The organism is Sinorhizobium sp. Y406 (genome assembly GCF_058732025.1).
In genome coordinates, this window is sequence record NZ_CM178974.1 from 3,129,279 (window position 1) to 3,148,605 (window position 19,327).

Annotated in this window: 19 protein-coding genes and 2 pseudogenes; 11 read left to right on the forward strand and 10 right to left on the reverse strand. The window is 63.2% G+C overall.

Annotated features, from left to right (window positions below):
- Positions 1-13 precede the first annotated feature (13 nt).
- Together AC4P1R_RS14815 and AC4P1R_RS14820 are read right to left on the reverse strand one after the other, a co-directional pair.
- Positions 14-391 carry a YkvA family protein gene (locus AC4P1R_RS14815; RefSeq protein WP_069458788.1) on the reverse strand — a complete coding sequence of 126 codons (378 nt, stop codon included), beginning with the start codon at positions 389-391 and terminating at the stop codon, positions 14-16.
- A 66-nt stretch (positions 392-457) separates the two neighbouring features.
- Positions 458-775, reverse strand: coding sequence for a 4a-hydroxytetrahydrobiopterin dehydratase (locus tag AC4P1R_RS14820; RefSeq protein ID WP_069458789.1), 318 nt, complete (start codon positions 773-775; stop codon positions 458-460).
- Between the two features lie 209 nt (positions 776-984).
- Between AC4P1R_RS14820 and AC4P1R_RS14825 the strand changes: the two genes are divergently transcribed.
- Positions 985-1,083 (forward strand): arsenate reductase/protein-tyrosine-phosphatase family protein, encoded by a 99-nt coding sequence (locus tag AC4P1R_RS14825; protein ID WP_083265333.1) that lies wholly within the window; start codon positions 985-987, stop codon positions 1,081-1,083.
- A gap of 101 nt (positions 1,084-1,184) precedes the next feature.
- A pseudogene (locus tag AC4P1R_RS14830) lies at positions 1,185-1,424 on the forward strand (arsenate reductase/protein-tyrosine-phosphatase family protein); the annotation flags it as partial.
- 73 nt (positions 1,425-1,497) lie between these two features.
- Here AC4P1R_RS14830 and thpR read toward each other — a convergent pair.
- Both thpR and AC4P1R_RS14840 read right to left on the reverse strand, forming a co-directional pair.
- Positions 1,498-2,085, reverse strand: coding sequence for an RNA 2',3'-cyclic phosphodiesterase (thpR, locus tag AC4P1R_RS14835; protein ID WP_069458790.1), 588 nt, complete (start codon positions 2,083-2,085; stop codon positions 1,498-1,500).
- A 112-nt stretch (positions 2,086-2,197) separates the two neighbouring features.
- A complete protein-coding gene (locus AC4P1R_RS14840; protein WP_069458791.1) occupies positions 2,198-2,839 on the reverse strand; it encodes an arylesterase in 642 nt (213 codons plus the stop codon).
- A 70-nt stretch (positions 2,840-2,909) separates the two neighbouring features.
- Here AC4P1R_RS14840 and AC4P1R_RS14845 point away from each other — a divergent pair, with 70 nt between their 5' ends.
- The 4 genes from AC4P1R_RS14845 to AC4P1R_RS14860 all read left to right on the forward strand — a co-directional run bounded on the left by AC4P1R_RS14845 (position 2,910) and on the right by AC4P1R_RS14860 (position 8,034).
- Entirely contained in the window at positions 2,910-3,635 is a 726-nt protein-coding gene (locus AC4P1R_RS14845; protein ID WP_069458967.1) for an ABC transporter ATP-binding protein, read from the forward strand.
- Complete coding sequence (locus tag AC4P1R_RS14850; protein WP_492177149.1) at positions 3,632-6,187, forward strand: ABC transporter permease; 2,556 nt, start codon at positions 3,632-3,634, stop codon at positions 6,185-6,187. The genes AC4P1R_RS14845 and AC4P1R_RS14850 overlap by 4 nt, the downstream gene beginning before the upstream one ends.
- A 289-nt stretch (positions 6,188-6,476) precedes the next feature.
- On the forward strand, positions 6,477-7,214 hold the full coding sequence (locus tag AC4P1R_RS14855) for a Bax inhibitor-1/YccA family protein (RefSeq protein ID WP_069458793.1): 738 nt from the start codon (positions 6,477-6,479) through the stop codon (positions 7,212-7,214).
- A gap of 262 nt (positions 7,215-7,476) precedes the next feature.
- Positions 7,477-8,034 carry a GNAT family N-acetyltransferase gene (locus tag AC4P1R_RS14860; protein ID WP_069458968.1) on the forward strand — a complete coding sequence of 186 codons (558 nt, stop codon included), beginning with the start codon at positions 7,477-7,479 and terminating at the stop codon, positions 8,032-8,034.
- 141 nt (positions 8,035-8,175) lie between these two features.
- Here the strand turns inward: AC4P1R_RS14860 and AC4P1R_RS14865 are convergent, their stop codons facing one another.
- The 3 genes from AC4P1R_RS14865 to acnA form a co-directional block, all read right to left on the reverse strand.
- The gene (locus tag AC4P1R_RS14865; RefSeq protein ID WP_492177754.1) at positions 8,176-8,583 is read right to left on the reverse strand and encodes a DUF2794 domain-containing protein; all 408 of its coding nucleotides are present in this window, start codon (positions 8,581-8,583) and stop codon (positions 8,176-8,178) included.
- A gap of 349 nt (positions 8,584-8,932) precedes the next feature.
- Positions 8,933-9,721: a DUF1223 domain-containing protein gene (locus AC4P1R_RS14870; RefSeq protein ID WP_069458970.1), complete on the reverse strand. Its 789-nt coding sequence runs from the start codon at positions 9,719-9,721 to the stop codon at positions 8,933-8,935.
- Positions 9,722-9,940: 219 nt separating this feature from the next.
- On the reverse strand, positions 9,941-12,631 hold the full coding sequence (gene acnA / locus AC4P1R_RS14875) for an aconitate hydratase AcnA (protein WP_492177150.1): 2,691 nt from the start codon (positions 12,629-12,631) through the stop codon (positions 9,941-9,943).
- A gap of 331 nt (positions 12,632-12,962) precedes the next feature.
- Here acnA and ccmA point away from each other — a divergent pair.
- From ccmA to AC4P1R_RS14900, 5 genes and pseudogenes are all read left to right on the forward strand, one after another.
- Positions 12,963-13,523, forward strand: a pseudogene (gene ccmA, locus AC4P1R_RS14880) (heme ABC exporter ATP-binding protein CcmA); the annotation flags it as partial.
- A complete protein-coding gene (ccmB, locus tag AC4P1R_RS14885) occupies positions 13,520-14,179 on the forward strand; it encodes a heme exporter protein CcmB (RefSeq protein WP_069458796.1) in 660 nt (219 codons plus the stop codon). The pseudogene ccmA and the gene ccmB, both read left to right, overlap by 4 nt.
- 221 nt (positions 14,180-14,400) lie before the next feature.
- Complete coding sequence (locus AC4P1R_RS14890; RefSeq protein WP_069458797.1) at positions 14,401-15,171, forward strand: heme ABC transporter permease; 771 nt, start codon at positions 14,401-14,403, stop codon at positions 15,169-15,171.
- On the forward strand, positions 15,168-15,344 hold the full coding sequence (gene ccmD, locus AC4P1R_RS14895; protein WP_083265334.1) for a heme exporter protein CcmD: 177 nt from the start codon (positions 15,168-15,170) through the stop codon (positions 15,342-15,344). The genes AC4P1R_RS14890 and ccmD overlap by 4 nt, the downstream gene beginning before the upstream one ends.
- Positions 15,341-15,952: a DsbE family thiol:disulfide interchange protein gene (locus AC4P1R_RS14900; RefSeq protein WP_069458798.1), complete on the forward strand. Its 612-nt coding sequence runs from the start codon at positions 15,341-15,343 to the stop codon at positions 15,950-15,952. Before ccmD ends, AC4P1R_RS14900 begins: the two co-directional genes overlap by 4 nt.
- 280 nt (positions 15,953-16,232) lie before the next feature.
- On the opposite strand, the gene AC4P1R_RS14905 is transcribed toward AC4P1R_RS14900, so the two are convergent.
- From AC4P1R_RS14905 to ftsY, 3 genes are all read right to left on the reverse strand, one after another.
- The gene (locus tag AC4P1R_RS14905) at positions 16,233-16,823 is read right to left on the reverse strand and encodes a DUF2585 domain-containing protein (RefSeq protein ID WP_069458799.1); all 591 of its coding nucleotides are present in this window, start codon (positions 16,821-16,823) and stop codon (positions 16,233-16,235) included.
- The gene (locus AC4P1R_RS14910) at positions 16,820-17,452 is read right to left on the reverse strand and encodes a septation protein A (protein ID WP_083265335.1); all 633 of its coding nucleotides are present in this window, start codon (positions 17,450-17,452) and stop codon (positions 16,820-16,822) included. The genes AC4P1R_RS14905 and AC4P1R_RS14910 overlap by 4 nt, the downstream gene beginning before the upstream one ends.
- 157 nt (positions 17,453-17,609) lie before the next feature.
- Positions 17,610-19,316 (reverse strand): signal recognition particle-docking protein FtsY, encoded by a 1,707-nt coding sequence (ftsY, locus tag AC4P1R_RS14915; RefSeq protein ID WP_492177152.1) that lies wholly within the window; start codon positions 19,314-19,316, stop codon positions 17,610-17,612.
- Positions 19,317-19,327: the final 11 nt, after the last annotated feature.

The window sequence follows — 19,327 nt, forward strand, 5'->3', positions numbered from 1 at the left end:
GCGGAAGCAACGATCACTCGTTCGGCCGGTCGCGCATCGCCTCGTCGGCCTTCTGGTAGTGCCGCTCCTTGATCTGACCGCTGACGGCCGCAATGGCGGCGGTCAGAACGGCGATGTCGTCGGAAAAGCCGAAGCCGGCCAGCATGTCGGGAATGAAGTCGAGCGGCAGGACGAAATAGGCGAGCGCCGCGAGCAGTATGCCCCTGGTCCGCGTCGGCGTCTTTGGATCCACCGCACAGAAATAGGCGGCGACGACATCGCGGCTGAACGGAATCTGGCGGACGGCGCGACGAAAGGTGGGCCAGAAGCCGCTGCGCACACGGCGCTCCCGGCGCTCCTGCTCGGATTCCTCGCCGGGCAGGAGAATTTCTCCGATTTTTATATCATCCATCGCATCCGTTCCGCTTCGATCAGGAGCCGTCGCGCTTGCATCGCAATCATATGGGAAGAGCAGACGTTATTTCAAATGATCGGGCATGCGCCCGTCGGCAGCCTTGTCCATTTTCGTCGCCAGTTTGAAGTCGAGCTCCGTCAGTCCGCCGACGTCATGCGTCGACAGCGTTACATCAACCTTGTTGTAGACATTGAACCACTCGGGATGATGATCGAGCTTTTCCGCCGCGAGCGCGCATTGCGTCATGAAGCTGAAAGCCTCGGCAAAGGTCTTGAAGCGGAACGCCTTCCAGATCGAGGCACCGTCCTCAGCCAGAACCCAGCCCTCCATCTTGTGCAGGTGTTCAGCGATAGCCGCCGCGTCCAGTTTTTCCGGCCGCATTCTGTTCCTCCTTGCACCGTTCTGTCCTCTACGGCGCCGCGCCCTGTCACGCGCAAAGGCCGCCGCGGTTCTTTGAAGCTACCCTTTGAGCTCCGAAAATCGGTTCCGATTATCGCGCCGATGCGCTAACAACGACACCGCGACCCGGAATGTTCGCCTGAGCTTTTGCATTTCGACCGCGGCGACATCGATTATGACAAGTGAAGACGATGAAAGACACGAAAATCCTTTTCGTTTGTCTCGGCAATATTTGCCGGTCGCCTCTTGCGGGGATCATGCGTCACCTACAGCGCCGCGCGTCTTGTTAGACGCGCAAAGGTCGCTGTAGCACTTTGAATTGCTGCATGTCTTTGTCCTTAAATCCAGGTCGATTAAAGGAGACATGCAGTAGCGATGCGGGCAGGACGCGATGCTACGATCTCCGTCGATTCCGCCGGGACCAGTGCCTGGCCATGCGGGCGATCCGCCCGACAGGCGCTCCATTGCGGTCGCCGACGCCCATGGTATAGACATCCGTCACATGCGCGGACGCCAATTGCGCGTCGCCGATTTCGACAAATTCGAGCTGATCCTCGGCATGGATGGACACAACGTTCGCACCGTCAGCGGACTCGCTCCGATGGCGTCAGCGCACAAGGTGCATCTTTTCATGGACTACGCGCTCGGCCGGCACGCTGACGTGCCGGACCCCAATACGAAATCGACCCCGCCTTCGAAGCGCTTTACCAGATGCTGGAGGCCGGGTGCTCTTCGCTACTTGCGAAGCTGGAGTGCGCTTCATGAAGCGGAAACACCTCTTCCGTCACGTAAGGCCCGCCACCGACCGAATCGCGCGAGGACATGAGAACGAAGCGCGAGACCGTGAAGGGCGCGGTGACGAAGTTGCCCCGTCCGGAGAGATATTCGACGACGTCCTCGACGCGTGAGGACCGCAGGCGCGCGAGCGAGACATGTGGGGTGAACTTGCGCGGGTCCGCTGCAAGGCCAAGCCGCTGGCAGATGCGTTCGATTTCCGCCTGCAGCGCGAACATTTCGGGAGTGTTGCTGACGCCGGCCCAGACCGAATGCGGTTTCTTCGAGCCGAAGGCGCCGGTGCCGGTCAGTTGCAGCTGGAATTCCGGCCGTTCGATCCGATCGAGGCTGTCGACAACCTCGTTGGCAGTCCGCCAATCGACGTCGCCGATGAAGCGCAGCGTGATGTGGTAATTCTCCACATCGATCCAACGAGCTCCGGGAAGGCCTCCGCGCAGCAGAGAAAGGCTCAATGCTGCATTGCGGGGAATTTCGAGGGCGGTGAACAGTCTCGGCATGGCGAGCTCCCCGAATCTCTTGCAGATGTCTCAGCGAATCACGCATCCGACATACACGCAACCATTATTTAACGGGCGAAGGCGTTAACGTTTCCTTACCTGTGGATCGCGATCACTCTCCTTTCTGGACTGCGGCGATGAACTGCTCGGCCGTCGGCAGGAAACGTTCCACCATCAGGCCGATGCCGTCGCTATTCGGATGCATCCCGTCCTCGAGCTTGAGGCCCGCCTCGGTCGCGACCCCGTCGAGGAAGAACGGATAGAGGGCGAGATCGTATTTTTTCGCGAGGTCCGGATAAATCGGGTTAAAGCGTGCCGCATAGTCGCCGCCCATGTTCGGCGGCGCCAGCATGCCGGCAAGCAGTACGGCGATGCCGCGTTGCTTCAGCCGCGCAACCATCGCATCGAGGTTCTTGCGCGTCTCTTCCGGCGCAATTCCCCGTAGCGCATCATTGGCGCCGAGTTCGAGGATGACGCCCTTCGTCCCATCCGGTACCGACCAGTCGATGCGGGCAAGGCCGCCGGCAGTCGTATCGCCCGAGACGCCCGCATTGGCGATCGTGACGTCGAAGCCCTTTTCCCTCAGCGCCTGTTCAAGGCGCGCCGGGAAGGCATCGTCCGGGGCAAGCTGATAGCCGGCCATCAGGCTGTCGCCAAAGCCGACGAGGCTGATCGTCTCGGCGCGCGCAACGGCCGATAACGCGATTGTCATTGCGACGCCGAAGAAAACGGGCAACAAATCTTTTAAAGCCATGGATGGGTTCCTAAATGCCGGCAGCAATCATTTCGTTATTCCATCTTTCTTTCATATAGGGCCGTTTCGCGTGGCAGAAACCATCATCGAGGTGAAAAATGCGGAGCTGACTCTCGGTGAGGCGGCGGCCTCGGTGCACGTGCTGAAGGGCGTGAGCCTCACGGTGCAGGCGGGCGAATCGATCGGCATCGTCGGTCCGTCGGGCTCGGGAAAGTCCACCCTGCTGATGGTGCTTGCCGGCCTCGAACGGCTCGACAGCGGCGAAATCTATGTCGACGGCACGCCTCTGCATCGCCTGAACGAGGACAAGGTGGCCGACTTCCGCGGCCGCAACATCGGTATCGTCTTCCAGTCTTTCCACCTGATCCCCAATATGACCGCGCTTGAAAACGTCGCGGTGCCGCTGGAGCTCGCCAATGTCCGCAATGCCTTCGAGATCGCGCGCCAGGAGCTGGTCGCGGTCGGGCTCGGCGAGCGCCTGACGCATTACCCCGGCCAGCTTTCCGGCGGCGAGCAGCAGCGCGTGGCGATCGCCCGGGCGCTGGCGCCCTCGCCGAAACTCCTGATTGCCGACGAACCGACCGGCAATCTCGACGCCGAGACCGGCCGCCAGATCGCCGACCTGCTTTTCTCCGAACAGCGCGAGCGCGGCATGACGCTGGTGCTCGTCACCCATGATGCGGCGCTCGCCGCGCGCTGCAGCCGGCAGGTAAGGGTCCGCTCCGGCGAGATCGTCTCCGGCGCCGAAGCCCAGCCGCTCTCCGCCTCGGCCCGTCAGGGGGTGGCCTCCGCATGAATGCGGCAGCCGCGATCCACCGTCTTCGTCCCGTTCTGGCACTTCGGCTGGCACTGAGGGAGATGCGCGGCGGGCTCCGCGGCTTCTATATTTTCCTGGCCTGCATCGCACTCGGCACGGCGGCTATCGCAGGCGTCAATTCCCTCGCGCAATCGATCAGCGCGACGATCGATTCCGAGGGCCAGCAACTGCTCGCCGCCGATATCCGGTTCGAGCTCAACAGCCGCGTCGCCACCTCCGAGGAGCGCACCTTTCTGGACGGCCTCGGGCGGATCTCCGTGTCTGCGGGCCTGCGCTCGATGGCGCGGCTCCCGGACGGATCGAACCAGGCGCTGGTGGAACTGAAGGCCGTCGACGGCGCCTATCCGCTCTACGGCACCCTTAAAAGCGAGCCAGCGGCACCGCTCTCCGACCTGCTGGCCAAGGATGGTGATACATACGGCGCCGTCGCCGCTCCGCTGCTTCTCGAGCGGCTCGGGATCGTCCCGGGCGCGGAGCTCCTGATCGGCAATGCCCGTCTCCGCATCGCTGCCACCCTTCTTCGCGAGCCCGACGCCGTTTCCGACGGATTCGGCTTTGCACCGCGACTGATGATTTCCGCGGAGGCACTGGCCGCATCTGAACTGGTGCAAACGGGCAGCCTCGTCGAGCACAGCTACAAGATCAGGCTCCAGGATCCGGCGCAAGTCACCGTCATCCGGGCGCAAGCGCAGCACCGGTTCCCGTCCGCCGGCTGGTCGATACGCACGAGCGGCAATGCCGCACCGTCGCTGACCGCCAACATCACCCGCTTTTCGCAGTTCCTGACGCTGGTCGGTCTCACGGCGCTCATTGTCGGCGGCGTCGGCGTCGGCAATGCGGTGCGGTCCTATCTGGACGGCAAGCGCAGCGTGATCGCCACCTTCAAGTGCCTGGGCGCACCGGCATCGCTCGTCGCAACGGTGTATCTGGCCCAGATCCTGATGATCGCGCTGATCGGCATTGCCATCGGCCTCGTGTTCGGCGCCTTCATACCCTTCGTCGCCGCCCAGTTTCTCGCCGACATGCTGCCGGTCTCGACCGATTTCGAGCTGTTTCCTTCGGCGCTGGGCCTGGCGGCGCTTTTCGGGCTGTTGACGGCGCTCGCCTTCGCGATCCTGCCGCTCGGGCAAGCACGCCGGATCCCGGCAACCGCGCTTTTCCGCCAGCAGGGTTTCGAGCCGAACGGCATCCCCGCCTGGCCCTATCTCGCGGGTGCGCTCACCTGCCTTTCGGCGCTTGCCGGGCTTGCCGTCTGGGCGGCCTATGACCGCTACATCTCGCTGGTCTTCCTCGGCGCGGTCGCCTTCGCCTTCGTCGTGCTGAGGGCGGTCGCGCTGCTGATCGCCTGGCTCGCGCGACGCAGCCCACACGTCCACTCTCCGGCCCTGAGACTGGCGATCGGCAATATCCATCGACCCGGCGCCCTGACGCCGTCTGTCGTGCTGTCGCTCGGTCTCGGCCTCGCACTCCTGGTGACGCTGGCGCTGATCGATGGCAATCTTCGGCGCGAGCTCACCGGCAACATGGCCGAGCGTGCGCCCAATTTCTTCTTCGTCGATATTCAAGGCAGCGAGATCGACGGCTTCCGCTCGGTTCTCGGCGAAGCCATGCCGAGGGGCAAGGTCGTCGAGGTGCCGATGCTGCGTGGGCGCATCGTCGCGCTCAATGGCGAGGACGTGAACAGGCGCACCGTGCCGCCCGGCGGTCAATGGGTGCTGCGCGGCGACCGCGGCATCACCTATGCGAAGAACAAGCCGGAGAATTCGATTTTGACGGAAGGCGCCTGGTGGCCAGCGGACTACAGCGGCGAACCGCTCGTCTCCTTCTCGGCGGAGGAGGCCGGCGAGCTCGGCCTCAAGCTCGGCGACACCGTCACCGTCAACGTGCTCGGCCGCGACGTCACCGCCCGGATCGCCAATTTCCGCGAGGTGCAATGGGAATCGCTGTCGATCAATTTCGTCATGGTCTTCTCGCCTAACACCTTCGCCGGGGCGCCGCATGCCTGGCTCGCGACAATCATCGATCCGGAGGCCACGCCAGCGGAGGAGGCCTCGGCGCTTCGAGCCGTCACCAACGCCTTTCCGACGATCACCAGCGTCCGCGTCAAGGACGCGCTCGACATCGTCAATGCATTGCTAGGCCAGTTGGCCACGGCCATCCGGGCAGCGGCCGCCGTCGCCCTGATCGCCTCCGTCCTGGTTCTGGCCGGGGCGCTCGCCGCCGGCAACCGGGCGCGCATCCACGATGCGGTGGTCCTGAAGACGCTCGGCGCCACCCGTGCAACGCTGATCCGGGCCTTCAGCTACGAATATGTGATCCTCGGCCTCGCCACCGCCCTCTTCGCGTTGTTTGCCGGCGGCGTCTCGGCCTGGTTCATCGTCAGCCGCATCATGATGCTGCCGTCGCGCTTCCTGCCCGATGTCGCCGTCGCCACGGTCGCGGTCGCGCTCGTGGTGACCGTCGGCATCGGACTTGCCGGGACCTGGCGCATTCTCGGGCAGAAGGCGGCTCCGGTGCTGCGCGAACTCTGAAGTCCCCTAGGGGCCGCGGATTCTCTTGCCGCGCCCGGCGATCTCGCCGACGGCTTCGGTTGCGCGCGCCCTCCAAAACGTCACGCAGCCCGAATTAACCGTAAATCACTCTTGTTTGATGCTCCGAAGCCCCGCTTTCGCGCGATTCCGGACGTTCCACCCTTGTGCGTGACGCGTTTCAACATCATATTTCTCGGCAGGCATGCTGGAGCCCCGCAGCGGCGCCTGGGCGCGTCAACAGACCGCCGCCCGACACCGTCACACAAACCGGGGCTTAAATGAGGAAACAATGGCTGATCTGAGAAACTACCAAACCCGGATGTCGCCCGCCGGCGCTCAGGCGGGTGCCGTAATCGATGAAGGCCTTCGCGCTTACATGCTGAAGGTCTACAACCTCATGGCGCTTGGCCTGGCGATCACCGGCGTGGCAGCTTACGGAACCTACGCGCTTGCCGTCTCCAACCCGGCTTTCGCCCAGCTCATCTACGCGTCGCCGCTCCGGTGGGTCGTGATGCTGGCCCCGTTGGCGCTGGTTTTCTTCCTGAGCTTCCGCATCCAGAACATGAGCGTTTCGGCCGCCCAGACTACCTTCTGGATCTACGCGGCGCTGATGGGCCTTTCGTTGTCCTCGATCTTCCTGGTCTTCACCGGCCAGAGCATCGTGCAGACGTTCTTCGTGACGGCTGCCTCGTTTGGCGCCCTCTCGCTCTACGGCTACACGACGAAAAAGGACCTGTCCGGCTTCGGCACGTTCCTGATCATGGGTCTTTTCGGCCTGATCATCGCGTCGATCGTCAACATCTTCCTCGCCTCTTCGGCGCTCGGCTTCGCCATCTCGGTGATCGGCGTTCTGGTCTTCGCCGGCTTGACCGCCTACGACACGCAGAAGATCAAGGAAATGTACTTTGAGGCCGACGATGTCGCGGTTGCCGGCCGCAAGGCGATCATGGGCGCTCTGACGCTCTATCTCGACTTCATCAACCTGTTCATGTTCCTGCTGCAGTTCCTTGGCAACAAGAACGAGTAGCCAGCGACACGGATGGCGAAAAGGCGGCTCCGGCCGCCTTTTTTGTTGAGCCTATTAGCCTTGATCGGCTCGGGCATTCCGTGCGATGCAACACATTCGACCTGCGCAGTTGCCTTTTGTGTGTCTGCAGATGGCATGACAGCCTACAGCGTCGTGCGTGTTTTCAGACGCGCAAAGCTTGCTGTAGCTCTCAGAATCTGCGCATCGATCGGCTCCGATTTTCGGACCTATGCGCTGAGGCGATCAACCGACAATGACTGCGATGACGTTCACCCTCCGCGATGCTGCCGTCGCCGACCTTCCTGCAATCACCGAAATCTATCGCGAGTCCGTCCTCAACGGTGTCGCGACCTATGAGGTGACGCCGCCGAGCGAGGCCGAGATGATGCTTCGCCTCACGACCATCACCGGCAGCGGCTATCCGTACCTGGTCGCCCTCGATGAAAGCGATGCGATCCTCGGCTATGCCTATGCCTCCGCCTTCCGCACCCGCACCGCCTATCGGTTCCTGGTGGAGGATTCCATATATCTCGCACCCGAGGCCCGGGGGAAAGGGATCGGAAGGGCTCTGCTCAAGGAACTGGTGAGCCGGTGTACTGCCCTTGGCTTTCGCCAGATGGTGGCGGTGATCGGCGGCGCGCATCCTTCGTCGATCGCACTCCACAGGGCCGTCGGCTTCGAGCATCAGGGGCTGATGAAAGCGACCGGCTTCAAGCACGGCCGCTGGCTGGACACGGCCATCATGCAAAGGCCGCTTGGTGAGGGGATGGAAACGCCGCCGACGGAGGGTGTCTATCCGGACACGCTCTACCAAGGCTGATTCACAAAGTCCTGAACGCGAAATTGCTGCATGTCTCCTTAAATCGAGGTCGATCGAAGGAGACATCCAGCAGCGGGAAGAGGAATGGCCGTCGGTCGGATTAGAGGCAGGCGGGCGGAGGACCACCGTGATCGGCCGCGTTCAGGTCTGGACGAGCTTCAACACTTTGTCGAAAACCTTGAGCACCTGGGCGAGTTCGTGACCGCGCTTCAAGACGATGCCGCTGGCGTTTACGACGCTGTAGGCGCCCTGTTTGTGAGTGAGTCTCGGGTTCTTCTCGATTCGGTAGAGCGGCACCTCTCCGGCGCGCTTGAACACAGCGAAGACGGCACGCTCCTTCGTGTGGTCGATCGCATAATCGCGCCACTCGCCCTCGCCAACCATGCGGCCATAGACCTTGAAAATCTGGTCCAGCTCACGGCGCTGAAACGTGACGGGAGGTGGGTTTTTGGCTTTCTTGTACTCGTGAAGATCAACGACCACATCCGTGGTCTGGCCCTGGTGACGCGGTTCGCCTCGCGTCAAATCCGGTTGATCGGTCATCGGCATTTCGGCCTTCTGATGTGACAGGTCCATGACAGTTTGCCTGACACGAGCCGAAAAGCAAGCCGGATGCTGTTGATTAATACCGGCAATTCTTACCCTTGCCGCAATTCAGTCAAATCGCCGCCCCAATTCACCGCAAAACTCCGTTCGCTGCCGGACAGAGTCGTTGCCACCGTTTGTCCGGACAGGTCGTCATGCTGCGGGAGGTTCCCGAACGCAGGCATGGCCGGTTCGGTCCGGTAACTTCGAACCCTCAGCCCCAGCCCCTCGATGCTGCCGGGCCGAACCACCCCTTGATGCCCCGATTTGTGCGTCCGCCTCCTTTAGCCACTCGCCCGACACGAACGATGCGCTAAAGTTTGCCCTGCGGTCCGGCGAGAATAGTTGCCGCACCAAGGATCGCGCCGGGCGTCTCCTTGTCCTTCATCGATTGCAGCAGGATTGCGCAGCCGCTATTGCCGCGGCCCTCGATCAGGACCGAGGCCGGCAAGGTGAACTGCGTCGGTGTGCCGTCCCACAGGCCGATCGTCTGGATGTCTCGCACCGCGTGCCAATAGGCAATGCGTTTGCCCCTGTTCTCGCCCCGTTCGACATTGACCACCCGGGCCCGGTCGAAATAGACCACCACGACATTCGCCTTGCCGGCGCCGCCACCGACCCGGATCGAGATGCCGTCACCGGCCATCGCCGCCTCGACCGGCACCGCAAGTCCCTTGTCTCCGGCGCGCATCGTCTCGAGCCTGCTCCTGATCGCCTGCAGGTCGGAGCCGTTCATATGGTCCCGTCCGTTCAGGATCGCCTGGGGCGTATAGACGCCATTGCGTCCGAGCATCCGGGCATAGGCGTATTGACGCTCGGTATTTTCCTTGGAGGCGAGCGTGTCCGCCCAGCCGAGATAGTTCCAGTAGTCGACGTGATAGGCGAGCGCCACGACGTCGCCCTCGTCGATCAGCGTCTTCAACGCCGCATCCGCCGGCGGACAGGATGAGCAGCCCTGGCTGGTGAAAAGCTCGACGACGCCCTTGATCGCGCGGCCGTTGAACGCCTTGCCGCCGTCAGCAGCAGCCGCGCCGCTCAAGGCGCCGAAAAGCCCCATCGTCAGCACGAGATGACGGATCATTGGTCTGAAGGCGAGTGTCATTGCTTCACTTTTGCGATCGGCGCTCATCTTTCCGTGGAAGGCATGACTTTACATACGACGGCCCGCCCTCAACAGAAAGTCACGTTGGAGTGACCATCCGCAAAGCGCGGGAAACAGCGTCGTGAATGCGCGGGATCGCCTTGCTATTCTGCATGCTCAGCACGGGAGAAAGCCGGGGCATCGGCTGACGCCCCGGCTTCCAAGTTCCATATTCTGTATTCAGGCAGCGAGATCGCGCAGAACCGTCTGCAGGATGCCGCCATTGTTGACGTAGGTGACCTCGTCCAGCGTATCGATGCGGCAGATGAGCGGAACTTCCTTCACCGAGCCGTCGCCATAGGTGATCTTGGCAATGCGCTTTTCGCGCGGCTGGACATTGGCAAGGTTTTCGATCGTCACCACCTCGTCGCCCTTGAGCCCCAGCGACTCCCAGGTCATGCCTTCCTCGAAGACGAAGGGGATGACTCCCATGCCGACCAGGTTGGAGCGATGGATGCGCTCGAAGGATTGGGCGATCACCGCCTTGACGCCGAGAAGATTGGTGCCCTTGGCCGCCCAGTCGCGCGACGAGCCGTTGCCGTATTCGACGCCGGCGAAGATGACGAGCGGAACGCCCTCTTCCTTGTACTGCATGGCCGCGTCATAGATCGACATCTCCTCCTTGGAGGGATAGTGGATTGTATAGCCGCCTTCCTTGCCGTTCGGACCCAGCATGTGGTTGCGGATGCGGATGTTGGCGAAGGTGCCGCGCATCATCACCTCATGGTTGCCGCGGCGCGTGCCGTACTGGTTGAAGTCGGCAACCGTGACGCCATGACCAAGCAGGTAGGAACCCGCCGGCGACGCGGCCTTGATCGAACCGGCCGGCGAAATGTGGTCGGTGGTGATCTTGTCGCCGAAAAGGCCGAGAACGCGCGCGCCCTTGATATCGGAAATGCCGGCGCCCGTCTTGCCCATGCCGACAAAATAGGGTGGGTTCTGGACATAGGTGGAGGCCCCATCCCAGGCATAGGTCTGCCCGGCCGGAACCTGCACGGCCTGCCAGTTCTCGTCGCCCTTGAAGACGTCCGCGTATTTCGTCGCATAGAGCTCGCGGGTGACGTATTTGAAGATGAACTCCTGGATCTCCTGCGAGGTCGGCCAGATGTCCTTGAGGTAGACGGGCTGGCCGTCCTGGTCCTCGCCGATCGGATCCTTGGTCAGATCCTTCTGGACGGAGCCGGCGAGCGCGTAGGCGACGACGAGCGGCGGCGAGGCGAGGTAGTTTGCCTGGACGTCCGGCGAGATGCGGCCCTCGAAGTTGCGGTTGCCGGAAAGAACGCCCGCGACGATCAGGCCCTTGTCGTTGATCGTCTTGGAGATCGGGCCCGGCAGCGGGCCGGAGTTGCCGATGCAGGTGGTGCAGCCGAAGCCGACCAGGTTGAAGCCGAGCTTGTCGAGATCGACCTGCAGACCGGACTTCGCCAGATATTCGGCGACGACCTGCGATCCGGGCGCGAGCGAGGTCTTGACCCACGGCTTCGTCTTCAGGCCCTTGGCGACGGCGTTGCGGGCGAGCAGGCCAGCCGCGATCAGCACCGACGGGTTCGAGGTGTTGGTGCAGGAGGTGATCGCCGCGATCGCGACGTCACCATGGCCGAGGTTGAAATCCGTGCCTTCGACGGCATAGCGGTTCGAAAGCTGGCCGGGCTTCTTGTAGTCGTTGTCGAGCGCGGCCGCGAAACCGGACGCGATGTTCTCGAGCGCGATGCGCCCTTCGGGGCGCTTCGGACCGGCCATGGACGGCACGACGTCGCCGAGGTCGAGTTCGAGCGTGTCGGTGAAAACGAGGTCGGAGCCGTCACCCTCGCGCCACATCCCTTGCGCCTTGGAATAGGCTTCGACCAGCGCGATGCGGCTCACTTCGCGGCCGGACATGGTGAGATAATTGATCGTTTCGGCATCGACCGGGAAGAAGCCGCAGGTCGCGCCGTATTCCGGGCCCATGTTGCCGATCGTCGCGCGGTCGGCGAGCGTCATGTTGTCGAGGCCCGGGCCGAAAAATTCGACGAATTTCGAGACCACGCCTTTCTTGCGCAGCATCTGCACGACGGTCAGAACCAGGTCGGTCGCCGTCACGCCTTCCTTGAGCTTGCCGGTGAGCTTGAAGCCGACGACTTCCGGCAGGAGCATCGACACCGGCTGGCCGAGCATCGCTGCTTCCGCTTCGATGCCGCCGACGCCCCAGCCGAGCACGCCAAGGCCGTTGATCATCGTCGTGTGGCTGTCGGTGCCGACGCATGTGTCCGGATAGGCGATCGTCTCGCCGTCCTCTTCCTTGATCCAGACGGCCTGGCCCAGATACTCAAGGTTCACCTGATGACAGATGCCGGTGCCGGGCGGCACGACGCGGAAGTTCTTGAATGCCTGCTGACCCCATTTGAGGAAGCGGTAGCGCTCGCCGTTGCGCTGATATTCGAGTTCGACGTTGCGCGCAAAGGCCGTCGGCGTGCCGAATTCGTCGACGATGACCGAATGGTCGATGACGAGGTCGACGGGGACGAGCGGATTGATCTTTTCCGGATCGCCGCCGAGCGAGACCATGGCGTCGCGCATGGCCGCGAGGTCGACGACCGCCGGAACGCCGGTGAAATCCTGCATCAGCACGCGTGCGGGGCGGTAGGCGATTTCGTTTTCCGCCGTGCCCTTGTCGCCGAGCCAGGCGGCGACGTTTTCGATGTCCTGCTTGGTGACGGATCGGCCGTCCTCATTGCGCAACAGGTTTTCCAGCAGCACTTTCATCGAATAGGGAAGCTTCGAAACGCCGGCAAGGCCGTTCGCCTCCGCCTTCGGAAGGCTGTAATAGACATAATCCACGCCATTGACCGTGAGCGTAGAGCGACAATTGAAACTGTCTAGGGATTTGGACACTGGAAATACCCCGTTCCGTCTGATCGCCAAAAGCTGACGTACGAACGCCCGAGCGCCTGAGAAGCGCAAAATGGGATGCGGGTGCGGCCATTTCCGCTGTCCGTACGTGGAATGTCATTCCATGTTCGGCGCTTGGATGAAATTCACGCCGACCGCTGGCGTGTTGGCCGCCTTATAGATAATTTCTTGAAATCGTGCCAGACCAACCAAGGTCCAAACGGAACTTTTTTTGCCCTGCGGCAAGAGCGTCGAGGAAAGCTTAGAATTCATGCGCCTGCTGGTAGAAGGTTTGAGTGCAAGGCGTGGCGAGGAACTGATTTTTAACGATATTTCCTTTGCGCTGGCAGCCGGTGAAGCGCTCCTCGTGACGGGTCCGAACGGCTCCGGAAAGTCCACCTTGCTGCGCGTTCTGGCGGGCCTGCTCGCAGCCGAATCGGGCAGCCTTCTTCTTGTAGACGCACCTGCCGGTTTCGAGCATCCGCGCGAGCTCAGCCACTATCTCGGCCATCGCAATGCGATGAAGCGAGAGCTGACTGTGGAGGAAAATCTTTCCTTTTGGCAGCGTTTTCTGGGTGATTCTCCCGGCGGCTCCGGGATCGATCTTGCCGCGGCGGCCGAAGCCGTCGGCCTTGCCGGCATCTCCCATCTGCCCTTCGGCTATCTCTCGGCCGGCCAGCAACGGCGCATGGCGATGGCAAAGCTCCTCGTCGCCTACCGGCCGATCTGGATCCTCGACGAACCGACCGCGGCACTTGATGCCGGCGCCGACAGGCTCTTTTCCGGTTTGGTCGCCGACCATCTCGCGCGGGGCGGCATCGTGATTGCCGCAACCCACCAGCCGCTCGGCATCGGCCGGGCGCAGACCTTGCAGATGACGGGGTTCGTCCATTGATCGCCCTCTTCTTCCGCGACCTGAAGCTTTCCGTGCGCGCCGGCGGCGGCGCGATGATCGGCGTCCTCTTCTTCATGACGATCGTCGCCGTCATTCCCTTCGGTGTCGGACCGGATCTCAATCTGCTCGCGCGCATCGGCCCGGCCATCCTCTGGATCGGCGCGCTGCTTGCCTCGCTGCTTGGTCTCGACCGGCTTTTCCAGGCGGAACGCGAGGATGGCTCGCTCGATCTGCTTTTGATGCAGGAGACGCCGCTCCTCCTGACCGTCTTCGTCAAATGCGCCGCCCATTGGGCCGCAACCGGCCTGCCGCTGGTGGTCGCCTCACCCTTTCTCGGCCTGTTCATGAACATGGACGAAGTCGCGATCGGAGCCACCGTGGTCACGCTTCTGGCGGGCACGCCGGCGATCACCTTCATCGGCGCGGTCGGCGCGGCGGTTGCCGTGGCGCTGCCACGCGGCGGCCTGCTCGTCTCGATCCTTGTGCTGCCGCTCGCCGTGCCCGTGCTGATCTTCGGCGTCAGCGCCGTCTATGCGGCGATCCAGGATCCGGCCCCTTTCCTGCCGCCATTCATGATATTGATGGCGATAACCCTGTTCTTCGCGGTGATCGGGCCGGTCGCGGCCGCTGCCGCGCTTCGGCATTCGGCCGATTGAGGTCGACCGCACGAGCGCGAGGCGAAAGCCCGTCCAGGCGTGGATCTCGGCGGACCGTAACGCAATCGTGATTGACCACTGCATAATTCCTTAGATCGACTTCGATCCAGGGATAGAAATATGCAGCAAATCGAAGTGCTACAGCGACCTTTGCGCGTCGAAAGGACGCGCGGCGCCGTAGATCAATTGCGGAAGTGGTGCTTCCGCGTTAAAGAGCCGTCATGAGGGAAAACAGCCTGGCCATCCGCAAGTTCAGCGACCTCGCCAATCCAACACGGTTCCTGGCGCTTGCCGCTCGCGTGCTGCCGTGGCTTGCCGTGCTCACGGTGCTGTTCTTTGCCGTGGGCCTGTGGCTCTCCTTCACGACCGAGGGCGATTACCAGCAGGGCGAGACGGTGCGCATCATGTATGTGCATGTGCCCGCGGCCTGGCTGTCGATGATGTGCTACACGGTCATGGCGATCTCGGCCCTCGGCACCCTCGTCTGGCGCCATCCGCTCGCCGACGTTTCGGCCAAGGCGGCGGCTCCGATCGGCGCCTCCTTCACCTTCCTGGCGCTCGTCACAGGCTCACTCTGGGGCAAGCCCATGTGGGGCACCTGGTGGGTCTGGGACGCGCGGTTGACCTCCGTCTTCGTGCTTTTCCTCATGTATCTTGGGCTGATGGCGCTCAATCGGGCCATGGAGGATCCGGCCCGCTCGGCGCGCGTCTCGGCCGTCTTGGTGCTGGTCGGCTTCGTCAATATCCCGATCATCAAATTCTCCGTCGAGTGGTGGAACACGCTGCACCAGCCGGCGAGCGTCATGCGCCTCGACGGGCCGACCATCGACCCGGAATTCCTGTGGCCGCTGATGGTGATGGCCATCGCCTTCACGCTTCTGTTCTTCTCGCTACATATCGCCGCCATGCGCAACGAGATCTGGCGCCGGCGGGTGACCTCGCTCAGGCGTCAGGCGGCGCGCAATGCCGGACGGGAGTCGCTCGTGCCATGATGAGCCACGCTGCCTATGTCCTCTCGAGCTATGCGGTTGCGGTCGCAACCGTTGTCGGACTGGTGCTCTGGGTCGTCGGCGACGGCCGCGCCCGCCAGCGCGAACTCAAGGCGCTCGAGGCCGCCGGCATCCGCCGCCGTTCGGCCGAGGCGACGGGTGGAGAGAGCACATGACGAGCACGCCTGCGCCGCGGCCGGACGAGCGCAAGCCCGGCGCCTTGCGCTACTTGCTCGCCGCCCTGCCGCTCCTGATCTTTGCGGGGCTTGCAGCGGTCTTCTGGAGCCAATTGAACTCCGGCAGGGACATCGGCGAAATCCCCTCCGCGCTGATCGGCACCAAGGCGCCGATGCTCGACATGCCGCCGCTCGAAGGTGCCGTGACGCCGTCGGGCGAGCCGATGCCGGCGCTGACCGATGCCGCGGTCAAGGGCAAGCTGAGCCTCGTCAATGTATGGGCCTCCTGGTGCGTGCCCTGCCGCCAGGAACATCCCATCATTCTTGAGTTGTCGAAGGATCCGCGCCTGACTGTCGTCGGCATCAACTATAAGGACCGGAACGAGAACGCCCTGAGATTCCTCGGCGAGCTCGGCAATCCCTTCTCGGCGATCGGCGTCGACCCCAACGGCAAGGCGGCAATCGACTGGGGCGTCTACGGCATCCCGGAATCCTTCCTCGTCGCCGCCGACGGCACGATCCTCTACAAGCGCGCCGGTCCTTTCGACGAGCAGACGCTGAAGGAAGGGCTGATGCCGGCGATCGAGAAGGCGCTGGCGGGGTCGTGAGCGGGCCCGCGGTTTCACCGCATCCGCCCCTCCGGCCTGCCGGCCACCTTCTCCCCGCAGGCGGGGCGAAGGTGACTCGCGGCGTCCCCTCACCCTCGTTCCTCCCTCGCGGGTGAAGGACTAAAGATTCGCGTGTTCCCACTTTTGTCCTACTCGGGAACGAGGAACTCGGCGTTGTCGCGAGTCCCTTCTCCCCGCGAGCGGGGAGAAGGTGCCGGTCCACCCTCCGCAGCTGCTGCGGAGGACGGGCAGGCGGATGAGGGGCCAATTCGCTGCGCCCTCAGCCCCCCGCCTGCCACACCTTGACCGAATCGAGCGGCCAGACGAGCATCAGCACGTTGAGCGTCAAATTGTCGCGGATCATCCAACCGGTAAAAAGCTCGAGGGCGATCGCGAGCGCGATCGTCATGGCCACCGGCAGCCGCGAGGCGAGCAGGAAGCCTGCCGCCATGGCGAGCGTATCCATGGTCGAATTGAGGATGCTGTCGCCGAAATAGTCGAGCGAGATGGTCGCGGAGCGGTAGCGGTTGATTACCACCGGGGTGTTTTCGGCAATTTCCCACGCCGCCTCGATCGCAGTTGCGAGCAGCAGCCGCGCGCTCAGAGGCTTGCCGCGCAGTAGAAGATGGCCGAGGCCATAAAAGAGGAAGCCATGGATGATGTGTGACGGCGTGTACCAGTCGGCGATGTGCTGGGAATTGCCGCTGGAATTGACGGCACCCTCCCAGAGCTTCACATAGCCGCATTCGCAGATCCAGAGCCGCCCCATGAGGTGCTGCACCAGCATTTGAACGGCAATGACGCCGAGGCAGGCTATCAGCCAGATCCACACCCGCTGCCTGTTGTCTTCGGTGCCGGCGGCCAGCGTCATTCGGCGCTTTCCCGTTCCAGCGAATGCCGCATGATCAGCGGCATCTGGAGAAGCGTGAAGAGGATGGTGATCGGCATCGTTCCCCAGACCTTGAAGGCGACCCAGAAATCGGTCGTGAAGGAGCGCCAGACGATCTCGTTCAGCACGGCGAGAAACAGGAAGAACAGGCCCCAGCGGATCGTCAGCTTGCGCCAGCCATCCTCGTCAAGCTTGAAGGCGGCATGGAAGACATAGCCGAGCAGAGACTTGCCGAAGAGGAGCCCGCCAAGCAGGATCGCGCCGAAGAGCGTGTTGACGATAGTCGGCTTCATCTTGATGAAGGTGTCGTTCTGCAGCCAGAGCGTCAGCGCGCCGAAGACGAAGACGACGATCCCGGAAATAAGCGGCATCATCGGCAGCGTGCGGGTCATGATCCAGGAGGCGATGAGCGCCGCCGCCGTCGCCGCCATGAACAGGCCGGTCGCGATGAAGATCGGGCCGCCCAGCTCGCCGAGCACCGGAAAGCGGCTCGCCAGCCATTCGCCGCGCGAATTGGCGAAGAAAAAGACCATCAGCGGGCCGAGCTCCAGCACGAGCTTCAGAAGCGGGCCTACCTCTGTCCGCGGCTTTGCGGCCTCGATTGTCGACATTTGCGGATCCTGTTCTCTCATCTCTCGCCTGGCTTGAGCGGGACGCAGGCGGAAAACCGCTTCACATTTTTCCTCACCCCGCTCCGGCAGCTCATAACACCAGCATTGCGGCAAAACCATATCAACCGGTGCTTTCGCCGCACAGCTTCGCCGCCGGTCACGCGCCGCCGACACCCGCGATCGCCTCGGCGAAGTCCTTCGCCTCGAACGGCTCGAGATCGTCGATCCCCTCGCCGACACCGATGAAATAGACCGGCAACTTGTGCTTGGCGGAGATCGCCACCAGGATGCCGCCGCGCGCCGTGCCATCCAGCTTGGTCATGATCAGCCCGCTGACACCGGCGACATTGCGAAAGATCTCCACCTGCTGCAGCGCGTTCTGCCCGGTCGTCGCATCGAGAGTCTGCAGCACCGTGTGCGGCGCTTCGGGATCGAGCTTGCCGAGAACGCGCACGATCTTTTCGAGTTCCGCCATCAGCTCGGCCTTGTTCTGCAGCCGGCCGGCGGTGTCGATGATCAGCACGTCCGACTTCTTCTCGCGAGCCCGCTCATAGGCCTCATAGGCGAGACCCGCCGCATCGGCGCCAAGCTTAGAGGCAACGATGTCGGATTTCGTCCGTTCCGCCCAGATCTTCAACTGCTCGATCGCAGCGGCGCGGAACGTATCCCCGGCCGCCAGCATCACCTTCAGCCCCGCGCCCGAGAGTTTCGCGGCGAGCTTGCCGATAGTCGTCGTCTTGCCGGTGCCGTTGACGCCGACGACGAGGATCACATGCGGTTTGTGGCTGAGGTCGAGCTCCAGCGGCCTAGCGACGGGCCCCAGCACCTTGGTGATTTCGCCCGCCATGATGCGGGAGACGTCTTCGCCGGTCACATCCTTGCCGTAGCGCTCGGAAGCGAGCGTATCGGCGATGCGCATCGCCGTCTCGACGCCGAGATCGGCCTGGATCAGCAAGTCCTCCAAATCCTGCAGCGTCGCCTCGTCGAGCTTGCGCTTGGTAAAGAGGCTGGCGATCTGTCCGGTGAGCTGCGAGGAAGTGCGCGCGAGGCCGCGGCGCAGGCGCTGGTACCAGGAAAGCTTCAGCTGCGGTGCGGGCGCTTCCTCCTCGGGGCGTCTTTCCGCGGCTGCGAAGCCTTTGGGGAGGTGGGGCGCCGCCGTGGCTGCCTCGGTTGCGTCACCCCCCTTGCCAGGCATCTCCCCCTCGAGGGGGGAGAGCGCAGGAGGTGTGGGTTCTTCCTCTCCCGTCACGACAGCGTCTGCAGCGATATATGCACTTGGTTCCGGGGCTTCCTGCGCGGCACTCGCTTCGGCACCGGCCTGCTTTTCGGTCCGGTTGCTCTCGGAGGGGGCGGCAGCCTCCGCCTGATCTCCCCCCTTATGGGGGAGATGTCCCGAAGGGACAGAGGGGGGCATCGCCGCCTCGTCGGCTAGTGCAGCACGGTCGGAAGGGGCTTCACCCCCCTCTGCCCTGCCGGGCATCTCCCCCCCTAGGGGGGAGATTGGATGCGGAGCGCTCTCTTCCTCCACCGCGACGCCTTCGTCAGCAGCGACGTTCGTGCCTTTCTCAAAGCTTTCGCTTGATGTGTCGGCCCCCGGTGCGGTTAGCTCGGGCGGGATGGGGAGATCCTCTGCACCGAGCTTCGCCTCCTCGAAGGCGGCTCGATCGTCCTCGGCGCCCGCTTCGGTCTCCCCTTGCTCCCCCTTGTGGGGGAGGTGACCCGAAGGAATAGGGGGGGATGCCGCCGCTTCGTCCGCAATCACGGCATCACGTGTCTCCGGCGCCGCCTCCTGCGGCGGCACGGGTTTCTCCTCGACGGTGTCCTTGCCGAAGGAAAAGATCTTCTTGATGAAACCAATTGCCATGGGACTATCCA